This is a genomic window from Corynebacterium sp. H128 (genome assembly GCF_037482625.1).
Lineage (GTDB): Bacteria > Actinomycetota > Actinomycetes > Mycobacteriales > Mycobacteriaceae > Corynebacterium.
Genome location: NZ_JBBHKW010000012.1, coordinates 64,319 through 80,134 on the forward strand (window position 1 = coordinate 64,319; position 15,816 = coordinate 80,134).

13 protein-coding genes and 5 tRNA genes are annotated in these 15,816 nt (G+C 56.9%); 10 read left to right on the forward strand and 8 right to left on the reverse strand.

Features of this window, described 5'->3' with window-relative positions; all coding sequences use genetic code 11:
* Nucleotides 1-69 precede the first annotated feature (69 nt).
* Nucleotides 70-1,215: a tRNA dihydrouridine synthase DusB gene (dusB, locus tag WG915_RS10615; RefSeq protein ID WP_339565356.1), complete on the reverse strand. Its 1,146-nt coding sequence runs from the start codon at nt 1,213-1,215 to the stop codon at nt 70-72.
* A gap of 238 nt (nt 1,216-1,453) precedes the next feature.
* Here dusB and WG915_RS10620 point away from each other — a divergent pair, with 238 nt between their 5' ends.
* Nucleotides 1,454-2,968, forward strand: coding sequence for an acetyl-CoA hydrolase/transferase family protein (locus WG915_RS10620; protein ID WP_339565357.1), 1,515 nt, complete (start codon nt 1,454-1,456; stop codon nt 2,966-2,968).
* Between the two features lie 84 nt (nt 2,969-3,052).
* On the opposite strand, the gene cydC is transcribed toward WG915_RS10620, so the two are convergent.
* From cydC to WG915_RS10640, 4 genes are read right to left on the reverse strand one after another with little or no spacing between them, the layout of a single operon-like run.
* Nucleotides 3,053-4,597: a thiol reductant ABC exporter subunit CydC gene (gene cydC / locus WG915_RS10625; protein WP_339565358.1), complete on the reverse strand. Its 1,545-nt coding sequence runs from the start codon at nt 4,595-4,597 to the stop codon at nt 3,053-3,055.
* Nucleotides 4,594-6,150 (reverse strand): ABC transporter ATP-binding protein/permease, encoded by a 1,557-nt coding sequence (locus WG915_RS10630; RefSeq protein WP_339565359.1) that lies wholly within the window; start codon nt 6,148-6,150, stop codon nt 4,594-4,596. Before WG915_RS10630 ends, cydC begins: the two co-directional genes overlap by 4 nt.
* Nucleotides 6,151-7,134: a cytochrome d ubiquinol oxidase subunit II gene (gene cydB, locus WG915_RS10635; protein WP_339565360.1), complete on the reverse strand. Its 984-nt coding sequence runs from the start codon at nt 7,132-7,134 to the stop codon at nt 6,151-6,153.
* Nucleotides 7,134-8,675 (reverse strand): cytochrome ubiquinol oxidase subunit I, encoded by a 1,542-nt coding sequence (locus WG915_RS10640; protein WP_339565361.1) that lies wholly within the window; start codon nt 8,673-8,675, stop codon nt 7,134-7,136. The genes cydB and WG915_RS10640 overlap by 1 nt, the downstream gene beginning before the upstream one ends.
* 252 nt (nt 8,676-8,927) lie before the next feature.
* Between WG915_RS10640 and WG915_RS10645 the strand changes: the two genes are divergently transcribed.
* The 7 genes from WG915_RS10645 (at nt 8,928) to WG915_RS10675 (ending at nt 10,811) form a co-directional block, all read left to right on the forward strand.
* Nucleotides 8,928-9,000, forward strand: a tRNA-Lys gene (locus tag WG915_RS10645).
* A gap of 159 nt (nt 9,001-9,159) precedes the next feature.
* Nucleotides 9,160-9,585 carry a VOC family protein gene (locus WG915_RS10650; RefSeq protein WP_339565362.1) on the forward strand — a complete coding sequence of 142 codons (426 nt, stop codon included), beginning with the start codon at nt 9,160-9,162 and terminating at the stop codon, nt 9,583-9,585.
* A 217-nt stretch (nt 9,586-9,802) separates the two neighbouring features.
* Nucleotides 9,803-9,875 (forward strand) — tRNA-Glu (locus WG915_RS10655).
* Nucleotides 9,876-9,913: 38 nt separating this feature from the next.
* Nucleotides 9,914-9,990, forward strand: a tRNA-Asp gene (locus WG915_RS10660).
* 267 nt (nt 9,991-10,257) lie between these two features.
* Nucleotides 10,258-10,331, forward strand: a tRNA-Asp gene (locus WG915_RS10665).
* Nucleotides 10,332-10,356: 25 nt separating this feature from the next.
* Nucleotides 10,357-10,429, forward strand: a tRNA-Phe gene (locus tag WG915_RS10670).
* Between the two features lie 106 nt (nt 10,430-10,535).
* Nucleotides 10,536-10,811 (forward strand): GNAT family N-acetyltransferase, encoded by a 276-nt coding sequence (locus WG915_RS10675; protein WP_339565363.1) that lies wholly within the window; start codon nt 10,536-10,538, stop codon nt 10,809-10,811.
* Nucleotides 10,812-10,871: 60 nt separating this feature from the next.
* On the opposite strand, the gene epsC is transcribed toward WG915_RS10675, so the two are convergent.
* Both epsC and cysK read right to left on the reverse strand, forming a co-directional pair.
* Nucleotides 10,872-11,465, reverse strand: a complete 594-nt coding sequence (gene epsC, locus WG915_RS10680; RefSeq protein WP_339565364.1) for a serine O-acetyltransferase EpsC — start codon at nt 11,463-11,465, stop codon at nt 10,872-10,874.
* A gap of 70 nt (nt 11,466-11,535) precedes the next feature.
* The gene (cysK, locus tag WG915_RS10685) at nt 11,536-12,471 is read right to left on the reverse strand and encodes a cysteine synthase A (RefSeq protein ID WP_339565365.1); all 936 of its coding nucleotides are present in this window, start codon (nt 12,469-12,471) and stop codon (nt 11,536-11,538) included.
* A gap of 470 nt (nt 12,472-12,941) precedes the next feature.
* Here cysK and ramA point away from each other — a divergent pair, with 470 nt between their 5' ends.
* Nucleotides 12,942-13,787, forward strand: coding sequence for an acetate metabolism transcriptional regulator RamA (ramA, locus tag WG915_RS10690; protein ID WP_339565366.1), 846 nt, complete (start codon nt 12,942-12,944; stop codon nt 13,785-13,787).
* Between the two features lie 10 nt (nt 13,788-13,797).
* Here ramA and WG915_RS10695 read toward each other — a convergent pair whose 3' ends face one another.
* A complete protein-coding gene (locus tag WG915_RS10695) occupies nt 13,798-14,370 on the reverse strand; it encodes a cob(I)yrinic acid a,c-diamide adenosyltransferase (protein WP_339565367.1) in 573 nt (190 codons plus the stop codon).
* Between the two features lie 61 nt (nt 14,371-14,431).
* On the opposite strand from WG915_RS10695, the gene murA reads away from it, so the two are divergent.
* A complete protein-coding gene (gene murA / locus WG915_RS10700; RefSeq protein WP_339565368.1) occupies nt 14,432-15,688 on the forward strand; it encodes a UDP-N-acetylglucosamine 1-carboxyvinyltransferase in 1,257 nt (418 codons plus the stop codon).
* Nucleotides 15,689-15,816 lie beyond the last annotated feature (128 nt).

Below are 15,816 nucleotides of genomic sequence, written 5' to 3' on the forward strand. Positions count from 1 at the left end.
ATAAACTATAGGTGTTCCTGCGGTTCTTGTCGCGTCCTCAATCAAATTGTTGCACTTCGGGGCATGATTTTAACCGCCGGAGTGCATGATGTCTGCTCCCAGTGGAACAGTTTCATCCTCTGGATCATCGAGCCAGCCTTCTGGGAGGACAACTTTTCCGGGAGATCCTTGGCGTCCCCGTGGCCCCTCAGCGTCGTCGGCAAGCGCCGCCGAATCCGCCAGCGGTGCCAACAGTGCCTGCAACTCGGCGAGGCTCGAAATCCGTGCGAGGTCGGCTCGCAGTTCGCCGCCGACGGGGAAACCTCGCATGTACCAACCCATATGCTTACGGAGCTCGCGAAGTCCGTGTTCTTCGCCGTTGTGTTCAGCTAACAGTTCCGCGTGACGATAAATGATGGCGGTGACCTCGCCCAGTGTTGGCGGAGCAGGCTTATCGACGCCCTGGAGCTCTGCAGACAACTCGGCGAAGAGCCACGGTCGGCCCAGGCAGCCGCGGCCGATCACCACGCCATCACAGCCGGTTTCCCGCATCATGCGGCTGGCATCGGAAGCTGCGAAGATGTCGCCGTTGCCGAGGACCGGTACTCCGGTGTGAGCTAGGTGCTCTTTCAAGCGGCGAATCTCTTCGTAGTTCGCGCTACCGGAATACCGCTGCGCGGCAGTTCGCCCGTGTAGCGCGACTGCAGCTGCGCCTTCTTCGACGGCAATCCTGCCGGCGTCGAGATGCGTGTGGTGCTCTTCATCAATGCCAATGCGCATTTTCACCGTGACCGGGACGTCTGAGTCTGCGGTGGCTTTAACAGCGGCGGCCACGATATTGCCAAAGAGGCGTCGCTTATAAGGCAAGGCGGAGCCGCCACCGCGCCTAGTGACCTTAGGGACTGGGCAGCCAAAGTTCATGTCGATGTGGTCCGCTAGGTTTTCATCGACAATCATCTTCGCTGCTCGATAGGTGTACTCGGGATCCGTCGTGTACAGCTGCAGCGAGCGAGGCTGTTCGCTTGGGGCAAAGGTTGTCATATGCAACGTCTTCTCGTTGCGCTCTACCAGGGCGCGTGCCGTCACCATCTCGCAGACGTAGAGGCCGGAGACGGAGCCCATCTTTTCCAGTTCTTGTTCTCGGCACAGCACCCGGAACGGCATGTTAGTAACGCCAGCCATGGGGGCTAGTACCACGGGAGAATTCAGACGCAGGGAACCTATTTGCAATGACACGTGCTTTATTGTCCTGCTTTTTCCGGGAGACTACAAATGAACTTCGCATCACCCTAGAGCGGGTGGAAAACGGGCGAGCGGGAAAGCAAAGTTTTGTGAACGCCGGGTGTGAAGTGGGGGAGTCAACTAGTGTGGAGTGCAAAGCTATCGTGTACATTGTGTATCCACAGTCACAGTGACTTGGGACTTATGTCACTAATTAATTACTGGGTTCTGCTCAGTCTCCTAGGAGGAATGAATGTCTGATCGTATTGCGAATGCCCAGCTTCGCGGCAAGGTAATGACGGCTGAAGAGGCCGCACAGTTTGTGAACCACGGTGATAAGGTCGGCGTTTCCGGCTTCACTGGTGCTGGTTATCCCAAGGCTCTGCCTACCGCGATCGCCGAGCGAGCAAAGGCTGCTCACGCCAAGGGCGACGAGTACATGATCGACCTGTTCACCGGCGCGTCCACCGCACCTGACTGTGACGGTGTGCTCGCCGAGGCGGATGCCGTCCGCTTCCGCTCCCCGTACCAGTCCGACCCAATCATGCGTAAGAAGATCAACGAGGGCATCACCCTCTACGCCGATTACCACCTTTCCGAATCTGGCCTGTACGTCGAGCAGGGCTTCTTCGGTCAGATGAACGTAGCCATCGTCGAGGCCGTCCGCATTACCGAAGAGGGCCACTTGGTGCCGTCATCCTCCGTCGGCAACAACGTAGAGTACCTAGACAACGCCGAGAAGATCATCATCGAGGTCAACTCCTGGCAGTCCGAAAACCTTGAGGGCATGGCCGACGTCTACCGCATCAACCGCCTGCCGAATCGCCAGCCGATCCCGATTACTGAGCCGGGCCAGCGCATCGGTAACACCTACATCGACATTGACATGTCCAAGGTCGTAGCAGTTGTAGAAACCAACGCGCCAGACCGCAACGCCCCGTTCGCTCCGATCGACGAGGCTTCCAAGCAGATCGCCGGCCACTTCCTCGACTTCCTCGAGGGCGAAGTAGCCGCCGGCCGTCTGACTTATGACGGCTACATCATGCAGTCCGGCGTGGGCAACGTCCCGAACGCCGTGATGGCCGGCCTGCTGGAATCCAAGTTCGAGAACATCAAGGCCTACACCGAGGTCATCCAGGATGGCATGGTCGACCTCATCGACGCCGGCAAGATGACTGTTGCTTCCGCCACCTCCTTCTCTCTGTCCCCTGAGTACGCAGAGAACATGAACCGCGATGCTGCCAAGTACCGCGAGACCATCATCCTGCGTCCACAGCAGATCTCCAACCACCCAGAGGTTGTCCGCCGACTCGGCCTGATTGCCACCAATGGCCTGATCGAGGCAGACATTTACGGCAACGTGAACTCCACCAACGTCTCCGGCTCCCGGATGATGAATGGTGTTGGCGGTTCCGCAGACTTCACCCGTAATGGTTTCGTCTCCTCCTTCATCACCCCGTCCGTGGCCAAGGGCGGCGCTATCTCTGCGTTCGTTCCGTTCTGCTCCCACATTGACCACACCGAGCAGGACGTCAAGGTCCTGATCTCCGAGTACGGCTACGCCGACCTGCGCGGCCTGGCTCCGCGTCAGCGTGTTCAGAAGATCATTGCCCTGGCGCACCCGGATTACCGTCCGCTGCTCGAGGAGTACTACGACCGCGCCCTGAAGATCGCCCAGGAGAAGGGCATCATGCAGACGCCGCATGACCTGGCCACCGCGTTCTCCTTCCACCAGCGTTTCCTTGAAACCGGAACGATGCAGAAATAGCACGGTTTTAGTCTGAAATGCCCGGCCTCCAGTTCGAGTGGTGGCCGGGCTTTCTGCTGCCGAAGCTTGCGCTCGGGCCCCTGGTCAATGCGCATGCGTTACGACGACCACAGTCCGCTCCCGCAGTGCGCCAGGCAATGGCTCTTCCAGCAGCATCTTTAATAGTCGCGATGCATCTTCGCTGGCAATGTGCTCGGTTGGTTCATCGAGCAACAGGACAGGGGCAGTGGAACACAGTGCGCGGGCGAGTAACAGCCGGCGACGTTGTCCACTAGAGAGAGAGTCAGCTCCGGCAGCCAACACGTCGCCGAGACTGAAATCAGTTAACCCCACCGCGGACAGTGCCTCCGCCATGATGGCATCGGTAGCGGATGGGGCAGCGACGAGCAGGTTGTCACGGATGGTGGTGGCGAAGATCCACTCATCTTCAGGATGGGCATGGATGTGTGTACGCAACCAATCCTGATTGATCTCACTCATAGGGACGCCAGCTATCTCAAGTCGGCCACCAGCGGCGGGAATGAGACCTGCTAGCGTCAGCAGAAAGGTGGTCTTTCCAATGCCGCTAGGGCCTGTGATGCGATGGCGAGAACCGAAAGGCGCCACTAATGTCCACGTTCCGGTGCCATGCGCCAAGGCAAGATCAGTGGCATCAATATCGTAGCTAGTGGGCTGTTTTGAGCGAGTTTGAGCAGGACTACCAATGAGCTTGCGAAGCCGGGCTGCTGCGTCCTTGGCATCTACCGCATGGGTTGCCGCGGACCCCAGGGGCCCATGCGATTCGAAGGCAGCTAACGGGAGTAGGACCAGCATGCCGAGCCACGTCGCAGAGCCCTGGTAGCTAGCTAGTCCCACCGCCACGATTAACACCGTGGACAGGCCCATACCCAGCTCGGTGAGCCCGGCTGCGATGGCTAGCGGCCTTTCTGCCGCCACAATCTCAGCACTATTGCGTCTAGAGGCCGCAACGGTGCGGTCGATTTGATGCCTGGATAGACCTGCGACGGCAAACTCAACGCGATGCAAGAGCTGGTCATCGAGCGCGATTCCCAACTCGTCGGTGCTCAGGGCTGCCTGGCAGCGCCGGTAAGACATCGCCGCTAAATAAGGGACAAGTCCACCGGTGATAGTAAAGCCCACGAGCAGAATCACACCCGTCCAAAAGTGCAAGGCAATTGCCGCGCCAACTGAAATCAGCGAAACCACGAGCGCGATGCCCGCCGGAATGAGTGAACGAACAATAAAGTCGGCGACGCGATCAGCATCGCTTCCTAATCGAGCTAGGCCGGCGCCCCGGGATAAGCTGTGCGCAGCGCCGGTGTTATCGCTAGCGATGGCGTCGAAAAGCGCCGCGCGCAGGCGTGTGGTTGCATCCAGGGCGACCCGATGCCCCACGAGTCGGTCAAGGTAGCGAAACACTGCGCGGGAAATGCCGAGTCCGCGCACAGCGGTGATAGCGATGCCGAGATCCAAGATCGGAGGCATTTGCCAAGCGCGGGTTATCAGCCAGCCGGATAGAACCGTCAATGTCAGAGCGGCGAGGAGCGTTAAAGCTCCCACGAAGATGGCTAATACCAGGCTGCGAGCGCGAACCTGGGCCAGCCGGAGCATAAGGACGAGATCACTCACAGGTCGATCACCTGATCCGCGAGCTTGGCGAGTCGGTCATCGTGACTGCAGATCACCAGCGTTTTGCCCGCCTGCGCCTGACGCCGCAACTCGGCCCCCAGTAGCTCAACGTATTCCGGGCTGAGGTGTGCACTCGGCTCGTCGAAAAGCAGGGTGCTCTTCTCGGAGTCCGAAACCGAGCGGGCAAGCGCTAGACGCTGGCCTTGACCTGCGGAAATGCCAGCACCGTTGGGGAGAACTCGTTGCGCCAGCGGTACTTCGAATCCGAACGCGACCTGCGCCCGCGTATCTGGGGGCGAGCCGAACAACTCCAGGTTATCCGCCACAGTGCCGCCGATGAAGGCAGGATGTGCGGGCAGGAAAGCGATGTCTTGCAGATCGGGAGCGGAGATCTCCCCGCTTAGCGAGCGATCCGGTAGCATACCGAGGATTGCCAGGAGTGCCGTTGACTTGCCGCTACCGTTGGCACCGCGCAGCACAGTGATCTCGCCGGGCTGAGCGTTGAAAGTCAGATGTTGGGGCCGCACGCCATCGCGTCCAGAGACACTCAAGTCATGCACGGACACACCTGCGTCTTGCACGGTGCGATAGTGGGCAGTGAGCTCTTCATCGGAATCCAACAGATCGAAGACCTGTTCAGCAGCCGACATGCCATCGGATGCGGCGTGGAAGCTTGCACCGACTTGGCGAAGCGGCCCGTAGACCTCAGGGGCGATGATGAGTGCCACTAGGCCAGCAAGCAGCGTCATATCTCCGGCCACAAGCCGCAGCCCGATCCCTACCGCCACCAGCGCAACAGAGAGCGTAGCTAAGAACTCCAAGGCGAAGGCAGACAGGAAAGCGAGCTTAAGTACTGACATCGTGGCATCGGCATGGCTGCGACCGGTACGAATCAGCTGTTCATGTGGCGCCTTCGTGGCGCCAAGCGCCCGGAGAGTTGGTGCCCCCTGAAGCAAATCCGCAAGCTGCCCGGAGAGTGCGCTTGCCACGCGAAGCCGTCGCTGCGTGTGTGAGCGGGTGAGTGTGCCGATTAGAACCATGAAAAGTGGAATAAGTGGGATCGTGGCGGCCGCCAGAATTCCCGAGGGCAGGTCGAAGTACAACATCACCGCGAGGGCTAGGGGCGTCGAAATACAGCTCGCGACGAGCGCAGGTACATAATCCGAGAGATACGGTCGCACGCCACTTAGCCCCTCGGTGAGCGTGGTGCGCCACTGCGCTGCGTCTGCCTCCACTTCCCGTGGGTCGCGCCGGGACAAGGTTGTTAAAGCGGCCTCGCGTAACTGGTCAACCGCTGTGCCAATGCTATGCGACGCCCATCGCTTCGCAGCATATGCTGTGACAGCCTGTGCGATCACCACGGCTAGCAACACCCACAGCAACCCCCACTTGGCGGTGTGATCTTCGATGAGAGTGGCAGCGAGGACACCGATGAGCACTGCGCGAGCCACGATAAGCATGGTTTGCGTGGCCTGAGCGATGCCACTAATCAGTAAGTGCCTCCTAGCTGCTGGTGCTGCTGCTAGGAGGCGCTTATTTAGGGGTGAAGTCATCTAGACGCTTACCCGCTTGCGGAAGACCCAGTAGGTCCAGCCCTGGTAGAGCAGAACTAGTGGGGTGAGTATGAATGCTGCCCAAGACATGACCCGCAACGTGTAGTGGCTGCTGGAGGAGTTATAGATATCGAGGGTGACTCCGTCAGCTAGCGTCGTCGGCATGAGGTTTGGGAAGAGCGACCCGAAAAGCTGGGCGGAACACAAGATAATCACGCTGGCCCAGCACGCGAAAGCCCAGCCATCACGGGATTTGAACAGTGTCAGCGTCGCGGCTAACGCGCACAAAACCAACAGGCCGAGGGGAAGCCACGTCAGCGTGCGTCCATAAGCAAGTTGGGTCCAGATCAGGAATGCTGCTGCCACTAGGATCGTGGGGACAATCAGCTTCTTGGCAAAACCATGAGCCACGCCTCTTAATGGTTCCTCGGCTTTGAGCCCTAAAAAGAGCAGGCCATGAATAAGGAAGACGAGCACAAAGGTTACGCCGCCGAGCAGTCCGAATGGGTTGAGCAGTGCAATGAAACCATCGAAGCCGGATTCGATTTGGCGATTGGCGTCTATGGCTACGCCGCGGACAATATTGCCAAAGGCTACGCCCCACAGGATTGCCGCTAGCCAACTACCGATGATGATTCCGATATCGCAGCGATCGCGCCATGTTTGGGTTTCTACTTTGCTGCGCCACTCTAAGCCAACCCCACGCAGGATCAGCCCAAGGAGGATCAAGAAAAGTGGCAGGTAAAAGCCGGAGAACATGGTGGCATACCACTCCGGGAAGGCGGCGAACAGCGCGCCACCTGCTGTGATGAGCCAAACTTCATTTCCATCCCAGACCGGGCCGATCGTTTTGATCGCTGCGGTTCGTTGTTCCTTCTTCAACCACGGCAGAATCATTCCGACACCGAAATCGAAGCCTTCCAGAACAAAGTAGCCGGAGAAAAGTACCGCTACTAACAGGAACCAGATTGTTTGAAGATCCATTAGCTATTCCCACCTTTAGCTGTAGTAGCGGATTCGGCCGTCTGGGAGGTTCCAAAATGCAACGGCTCAATCGGCGCATCCGGTGGATAGTAACCGTCAGCAGCGTGTGCGCTAGCACCAAGAGGGAGTGGTCCTTCGACCACCTTTTTGCGGATCAGCCAGAACCACACAACGGCTAACGCGCCGTACACGAGTGTAAAACCAATGAGGGATACCCACACCACCCACGGTTGGTGGTTGGATACACCGAAGTCCACAATGAGGCGAATTTGATCTTCCCCGTTTGGGCTACCTGGGCCGAATGAGGGATTCGGGTGCACAATCCACGGTTGACGACCCATCTCGGTGAACACCCACCCGGCAGAGTTCGCCAGGAAGGGGAAGGGAATCATCCAGAGGGCTAGGGTGCCAAACCACTTCTGATCAGGCAAGCGTCCCTTACGGGAGAACCAAAAACCAAGGACACACAGTACCAACGAGCCGACCATGAGCCCGATCATCATACGGAAAGACCAGTACGTGATGAAGAGGTTCGGGGTGTAATTACCAGGACCGTATAGGGTCTCGTATTTTTCCTGTAGTTGGTTCACACCCTGCAGGGTGACGCCGGAAAACTTGGTTTCCGATAGGAAGCTCAAAACCCAGGGGACCTCGATCCAGTGCCGAACCGACTCACAGTTGTTGTGCGTGCCCACAGTAAGTACAGAGAAGTATGGATCCAGCTGGGTCTCACATAGCGATTCGGCAGAAGCCATCTTCATCGGTTGCTGGACGAACATCAACTTGGCCTGGATATCTCCGGTGGCAGCCAGCAGCACGCTAGATATCGCGGTGGTCCAGAGACCCAGGCGCATCACTGGTCGCCATAGGGTTTCCGCCCGCTGATTTTCGGTGGCGTTGGCCCGTGCGCGGCGGTCCCGCACGATCCACCAAGCGCAAATTCCCGCTACAAAAGTGCCCGAAGTGAGCAGCGAACCAGCTGCGGTGTGAGGCCAGGCCGCAAGGGCGGTGGGGTTACTCAGCAGCGCTCCGATGTCGGTGAGTTCGGCGCGACCCGTTTCCGGGTTGAATACTGCACCGACAGGATGCTGCATAAAGGAGTTCGCCACAATGATGAAGTAAGCGGAAAGATTCACTGCGATAGCGACTAGCCAAATGGAGGCGAGATGCGCCCATTTGGGTAGTCTGCCCCAACCAAAAATCCACAGCCCTAGAAATGTGGATTCAATAAAGAACGCCGCGAGGCCTTCAAGTGCTAGGGGAGCGCCAAAGACATCTCCGACGAATCGGGAGTATTCGCTCCAGTTCATACCAAACTGGAACTCTTGCACGATGCCTGTGACCACACCCATGGCGAAATTCACTAGGAATAGTGTGCCGAAAAATCGGGTCGCCCGATACCAGTGATCTTTGCCGGTCACATGCCATGCGGTTTGCATTGCGGCAACAAGGGGAGCGAGACCAATGGTCAAAGGGACAAAAATAAAATGATAGACGGTCGTAATGCCGAATTGCCAGCGTGAGACATCAACGATGTCCATACGCGACACCTCCAAGTCGGAAAAGTAGTCCTATTTACATAGTCTCCTCTTGATTAGTCGGGGGGAAAGCCTTCGAGGTTCCCATCACACCATTTCTGACCCAATTCGGGGCTATGTGCACTGTTGGGGGTACAGATCTCTTCTCTTTGGTGGGGGTTGCCTTCCCAAACTCCCGCTTATGGTGCCCCAGTTTTGAATCAGCTTTTGGCAACGTCTAAAGTGTGTTCTAGCGATCATCGCTGATCGTTGGTCGGGCCTTTAGCTCAGTTGGTAGAGCTACGGACTTTTAATCCGCAGGTCGCGGGTTCGAGCCCCGCAGGGCCCACTTTTGAGAGCCGCCGTGTAGCTTTTGCTGTCACGGCGGTTCTTTTATTTGTGCTGATGGTGCCTGGGGCCTTGGGAATCACATTGACTTTGCCGTCGGCAAGCGGATCTGTGTGCGGGCCTTTAAGCTCGGAGCAAACCATCGATCGTGAGGATGACCATGACAATCAAAAACGTCCCTTACTACGCTTTCGCTGGCAATGCCCGCGAGGCCATGGAGTTCTATCAGTCCATCTTTGGCGGTGGTCTGAACGTAATGACTTTCGGCCAGATGGGCGATCCAAGCCTGCCGGAAGACATGGCGGAGCTGCTCGCGCACGGCCACCTTGCTGGCGGCGCCATCGAACTCGCTTGTTCTGACTATGTCGAGGGCTTCATGGGTCAGGAACCTTACGAGATTGGCAACCACCTCTCTCTGTCCCTCTGGGGTGATGACGTTGTAGAGGGGCGCTCCTACTTTGAGAAGCTGTCCGAAGGTGGCCAGGTGAACATGCCTTTTGAGAAGCAGATGTGGGGCGCCACTTACGGTCACGTCACCGACAAATTCGGCATGGCCTGGTCCATTAACGTGTCTGAACAGGTCTAAAGCGGGCCCTGCTTATCGACGGCCTTAGGTTGCTCGCGAGGGCGAGCGCCGCGGTCGCCGGTGGGGGCCTTTTGAAAATCCTCCTGTGGGGCAAGCGCTCCAACGTGAGCCAGTTCTCTTTTTCGCGCTATTGATACTGGTCAGGGGCGGATTTTGTGATGTAGGAAAATTCCCGTATATTAAACGTCTGTAGCAAGGGGAATCCCTTGTCTGGCTCGCTCCCATCGTCTAGGGGCCTAGGACACCGCCCTTTCACGGCGGCGACACGGGTTCGAATCCCGTTGGGAGTACAAGGTCCACTTTTAAGTGGGCCTTTAAAAATGGATATGGCCCTGTGGCGCAGTTGGTTAGCGCGCCGCCCTGTCACGGCGGAGGTCGCGGGTTCAAGTCCCGTCAGGGTCGCCATATCGTTTTCGTAGCGCGGGTCTCGAGGAATCACCTTGGGGTCCGCGCTGCTTTTGTTTTCTTAGCGATTCGGTGATCATGATCATGATCATGATCATGTGAGTGGTGATGTCAAGAGTGGCCGAATTCTTGCGCGCTTACTCTTATAATCATGATCGTGAAATCATGATCTCCGCGCCCCTATTTACCTGCTGATTTGTCTATTTTCTCGTATTCTGTGTAAAGTCTTACCTCGTGCAAGGGACGTAAGTTCCGGGTACGGCATAAGGCCCTGTGGCGCAGTTGGTTAGCGCGCCGCCCTGTCACGGCGGAGGTCGCGGGTTCAAGTCCCGTCAGGGTCGCTGGAGTATCCTAGCGATGTTCCTTGGCCAGATAGCTCAGTCGGTAGAGCACACGCCTGAAAAGTGTGGGGTCGCCAGTTCGATCCTGGCTCTGGCCACAACGAAGCCCTCGTGAAAACGAGGGCTTTTTTGTACGCAAAGACACAAAGTTGTGGCATGCTGGAGCGCACCTGACGTTGGTTAAGCACTCTAGGAGGTCCACCAATGGCCGATGTACGCCACAACGACATCAAATCCCGCTACGAGATTCTCGTTGACGGAGAAGTAGCGGGATTTGCGGAATATCAGAACTCTGGGACAACTAGGGACTTCCACCACACCGTGGTGGACGCTGCGTACCAGGGGCAGGGCTTGTCCAAGCAACTGATCCAGGAGGCTCTAAATGACACTCGGCACGGGGGATTCCTAGTAGTGCCCAGCTGCAGTGCAGTGTCTGGGTTTATCGCGAAAAACCCAGACTATGAGGACCTGCTGGCATAGAAAAAGTTGTTGGCCCGGACTCCGCTTTGAAAGGTGGTGTCCGGGCCGGGGATGTCGAGGTTATTCCTCAATCACTGACTTGTGACCCGAAACATAAGCGTCTGGGTCGACCAGCTTGATGCATTCATCTGGATGGCGTGGCCGGTTCTTGGCTGGGATACCGATGGCAATATGATCCTCGGGGACATCTTTGGTCACAACGGCGTTCGCGCCGATGGCGCTGCCAGCACCGATCGTGATGGGGCCTAGTACTTTGGCACCGGCGCCGACTGTGACATTGTCCTCAAGCGTCGGGTGGCGCTTTGTTTGGGTCAGCACTTGGCCTCCGAGGGTAACACCGTGGTAGAGCATCACTCCTTCACCGATTTCAGTGGTCTCGCCGATGACGATTCCCATGCCGTGGTCGATGAAGAAGCGACGTCCGATCGTTGCTCCCGGGTGGATCTCAATGCCAGTGAGAAAGCGGGTGAATTGCGCCAAAACGCGTGCTGGCCCTTTGAATCCGCGGATCCAAAGGGCGTGACTGAGGCGGTGCGACCAAATGGCATGCAAGCCGGAATAGACAATGGCGTTTTCAAGGTCTCCGCGGGCAGCTGGGTCGTGTTCGCGGGCGTTTTGTAGATCCTCACGGATCATACGTACAAGCTGGTACATAAACGCCGATATTATCAGCTTAACCGCGCTCTCAACAGCCCCTTAGGCGTCGATAAGCGCGGCAAATCAGTTAGTCGCGGATATCCTCAAACAAAATCGTCGAAACATAGCGTTCGCCGAAGTCTGGGATGACGGTGACAATCGTCTTTCCTTTGAATTCCGGCCGAGAAGCAAGTTCCAGTGCTGCCTTTACGTTGGCTCCTGCGGAGATACCACCCAAAATGCCTTCTGTTGCGCCAAGCTTGCGCGAGGTTGCTACCGCGTCGTCGTTGGAAACGGTTATTACTTCATCGAGGATCTTGCGATCTAAGACGTCTGGAATGAAATTCGCACCCAGACCTTGGATCTTGTGTGGACCGGCTTTACCAGTGGTGAGCAGCGGAGAATCTGCTGGCTCGACGCCGACGATGGTGATCTCCGGATTGTGTGATTTAAGGACACTGCCGACGCCAGTGACGGTTCCGCCAGTACCGATACCGGCAACGAAGGCATCAATCTTGCCGTCGGTGTCCTCCCAAATCTCAACCGCAGTGGTCTCCTTGTGGATCTGAGGGTTGGCTTCGTTGCTGAACTGGCGAGCCAGGATGGATCCTGGGCGGGAGGCAACAATCTCATCGGCCTTATCTACTGCGCCTTGCATGCCCGCGGCGCCAGGGGTGAGGACAATCTCTGCTCCGTATGCGCGGAGCATTACTCGCCGCTCGGTGGACATTGTTTCCGGCATGGTAAGTACCACGCTGTAACCTCGGGCGGCACCCACGAGCGCAAGGGCGATACCGGTATTGCCGGAGGTAGCTTCAACGATAGTGCCACCTGGCTTTAGCTCGCCCGAAGCTTCGGCAGCATCAATGATGGCGCGCCCGATTCGATCCTTGACGCTGTTAGCGGGATTAAAGAACTCTAGCTTTACGAGCACCTCGGCTTCGAGTCCCTCGACTATGCGGTTGAGACGAATCAGCGGGGTGTTTCCAATAGTTTCGACAACGTTGTTGTAGATCTTGGCCATGTTCGGGTCCTTTTCTCCAGTGGATGTGCTTTTTCGAGAGTGTACGCTTAACCGACCTAAAAAGGTAGTCCGGTCAGTTTGTATCGAATAGACCTTACGGTCTATTAGTGTTGGAATTGTTCAACGAAGTCCGATATTTTTGGGTTAAAAAATGTGACATATGCCCCTTCGGGAACTCTTGTATTGAAGGGTAATGTGTGTGTGACTGTTGTGAATTGCATATGCATTGACGGCTTCGGGGGTAGCGCGACGGTGCATGCTTGCAGGTCACGGCTGAATTGGCAGAATAGTTGGCCGTTGGCGAAGGGGTGGGTCGGGTTGAAGGTTGGCGCATAGTATGCAATTCAATTGCTATATTCTGAATATTCTCAGCTTTGGCGTACCCCCGCTTTGTGGTTATACTCCACGGTACTGTGTGAATAGCACGCCGGCGGGTGTACCTGCACGGGTGAGAGTATGGAGGAGATCCCATGGTGGAGACGCAAGCTTTGAAGGACGATGACGACGCAATCCGCGCCGCGCTCACCTCTCTCAAGACTGCAACAGGCATTCCCGTCACGATGTATGCAACGGTTTTCGGAGAAAACAAATTACAAATCAGCGCTTGGGTGGGGCTTCGCACACCAGCGCTGCAAAATATCATCATTGACGGCGGCGCCGGAGTCGGTGGCCGTGTTTTGGCTACGAAGCGGCCTGTTGGTGTGTCTGATTACACTCGCGCTAGTGTCATTTCTCACGAATATGACAAAGCGATTCAAGATGAAGGACTCCATTCCATCGTCGCCGTTCCCGTAATCGTGCACCGAGAAGTCGTCGGCGTCCTATATGTGGGCGTGCATTCTTCGTTGCGTCTCGGCGACAAGGTTATTGAGGAAGTCACCATGACCGCGCGTGCGCTCGAACAAGATTTGGCGATCAACGCCGCTTTTCGACGCACCGACAGCCCGCGGGGCGGAGCGGTGAAATCAGGACGCGTGATGAATGGGGCAGAGTGGGAACAAATCCGCTCCACACACTCCAAGCTCCGCATGCTGGCCAACCGAGTTGGCGATGACAGCCTGCGCAAAGAGATCGAAGAACTCTGCGACCAGATGGTCACTCCAGTTCGGATGAAGCAGACCACAAAACTCTCCGCGCGTGAACTCGATGTGCTTGCTTGCGTCGCACTCGGCCACACAAATGTGGAGGCAGCCGAGGAGATGGGCATCGGAGCGGAGACCGTGAAGAGCTACCTACGTTCAGTCATGCGCAAGCTCGGAGCTCACACCCGATACGAGGCGGTAAACGCAGCTCGTCGGATCGGCGCACTGCCTTAAAGCTGAACTATTAACGATCGCCGCCGGGAACCCATTTGATGTCGTTCGCGGCGTTTTCAATTCTGCCCAGAATAAACAGCAGGTCACTGAGCCGGTTCAAGTACTGTGCCGGCATTTTAGAAGTGGTGTCTGGGTGCTGTTCGAAAGCTGCCCAGGCCATTCGCTCAGCGCGACGGGTAATCGTACGTGCGGTGTGAATCAACGCTGAGGTTGGAGTTCCACCAGGCAGTATGAAGGAATTCAGCGCTTCGAGTTCCTCGTTATAGGCGTCGCACTCGGCCTCGAGGCGCTCGATGTACTCGGGTTCGATCCGTAGCGGTGGATACTTCGGGTGTTGTTCAATCGGTGTGGCTAGGTCGGCACCGGCGTCGAAAAGCTCATTTTGTACCCTACGCAGCGATGCAGCAACGTCCGCTCGTGGTTTTCCGATCGCCAAGACTTGGCCGAGCGCGGCGTTTGCTTCCTCGGTGTCGGCGTAGGCGTGGAGGCGGATGTCGTTTTTGGAGACGCGCTCGAAATTCGACAGACCAGTGGTACCTTCGTCGCCGGTACGAGTGTAAATCTTTGTCAAATGAACAGCCATGCCTCCCAAGGTATCGGAGCCCTGAGGGACATACATCGGAATTGTGTTTAGACTTGAGGCCGTGAAAGACAAATTTTTGGTCACGGGTGGCAATCGGCTCAGCGGTGCTGTGAAAGTCAGCGGCGCAAAGAACAGTGTTTTGAAGCTCATGGCGGCGGCCTTGCTAGCTGAAGGAACCTCCACCTTGACGAACTGTCCGGAGATCCTCGATGTGCCGCTCATGAAGGATGTCCTTGAAGGGCTTGGGTGCAGCGTCGATATCGACGGCAGCGTTGTCCGAATTACTACCCCTGCGCAGATTAAGAGCGATGCGGATTTTGACGCGGTTCGTCAATTCCGTGCCTCTGTGTGCGTGTTGGGGCCCCTCACTTCGCGTTGTGGCAGGGCGGTGGTGGCGCTGCCGGGTGGCGACGCCATTGGTTCTCGGCCTCTTGATATGCACCAAACCGGCTTGGAAAAGCTTGGCGCGAAAACAATGATCCGCCATGGCGCGGTCGTCGCCACTGCAGAACATTTGAAGGGTGCGCACATAGCTCTTGATTTTCCTTCTGTTGGCGCGACCGAAAACATCCTCACAGCGGCGGTGCTGGCAGACGGAGAGACTACCCTCGATAATGCTGCGCGCGAGCCGGAGATTGTCGATCTTTGCAAAATGTTGCAGTCCATGGGCGCCAATATTGAAGGTGCCGGCACTTCAACCATCCGCATCGTGGGAGTGGAGAAGTTGCAGCCAACAACTCATGAAGTAGTCGGAGACCGCATCGTTGCGGGAACCTGGGCTTACGCCGCTGCGATGACCGGTGGCGACATCACTGTGGGCGGTATTTCCCCAGCAAATGTGCATTTGCCACTACAAAAACTGCGTCTTGCCGGTGCTGAGGTAGAAACTTACGAAAGCGGATTTCGGGTTCGCATGAACGGCCGCCCATTGGCTGTGGACTACCAAACTTTGCCTTTTCCAGGTTTTCCGACGGATCTCCAGCCAATGGCGATTGGCCTAGCGGCTGTCTCGGAAGGTGTATCCGTCATCACAGAAAATGTTTTTGAATCACGCTTCCGTTTTGTAGATGAGATGCAGCGGCTCGGAGCCGATGCGACCGTCGATGGGCATCACGTGGTTGTCCGCGGCATTCATGAGCTTTCCTCTACCTCGGTCTGGAGTTCTGACATCCGCGCTGGTGCTGGCCTAGTGCTAGCTGCGTTGTGTGCCGATGGCGTTACAGAAGTCCAAGACGTGTTCCACATCGATCGTGGATATCCGCGTTTCGTTGAGCTGCTGACAGAACTGGGGGCGAAGATTGAGCGCGTCCCCAGCTAGCTTTTAGCCGTTTTACCTGGGGGTTTGTGTTGTTGGTTGGGGGTGTGTAACTTTATGTGAGTCAGCGCGACCGACAACGCCCCGCCTTTGGGTGTGCGGCGGTAGGAAAACGAGTCGTTGGCGAAACT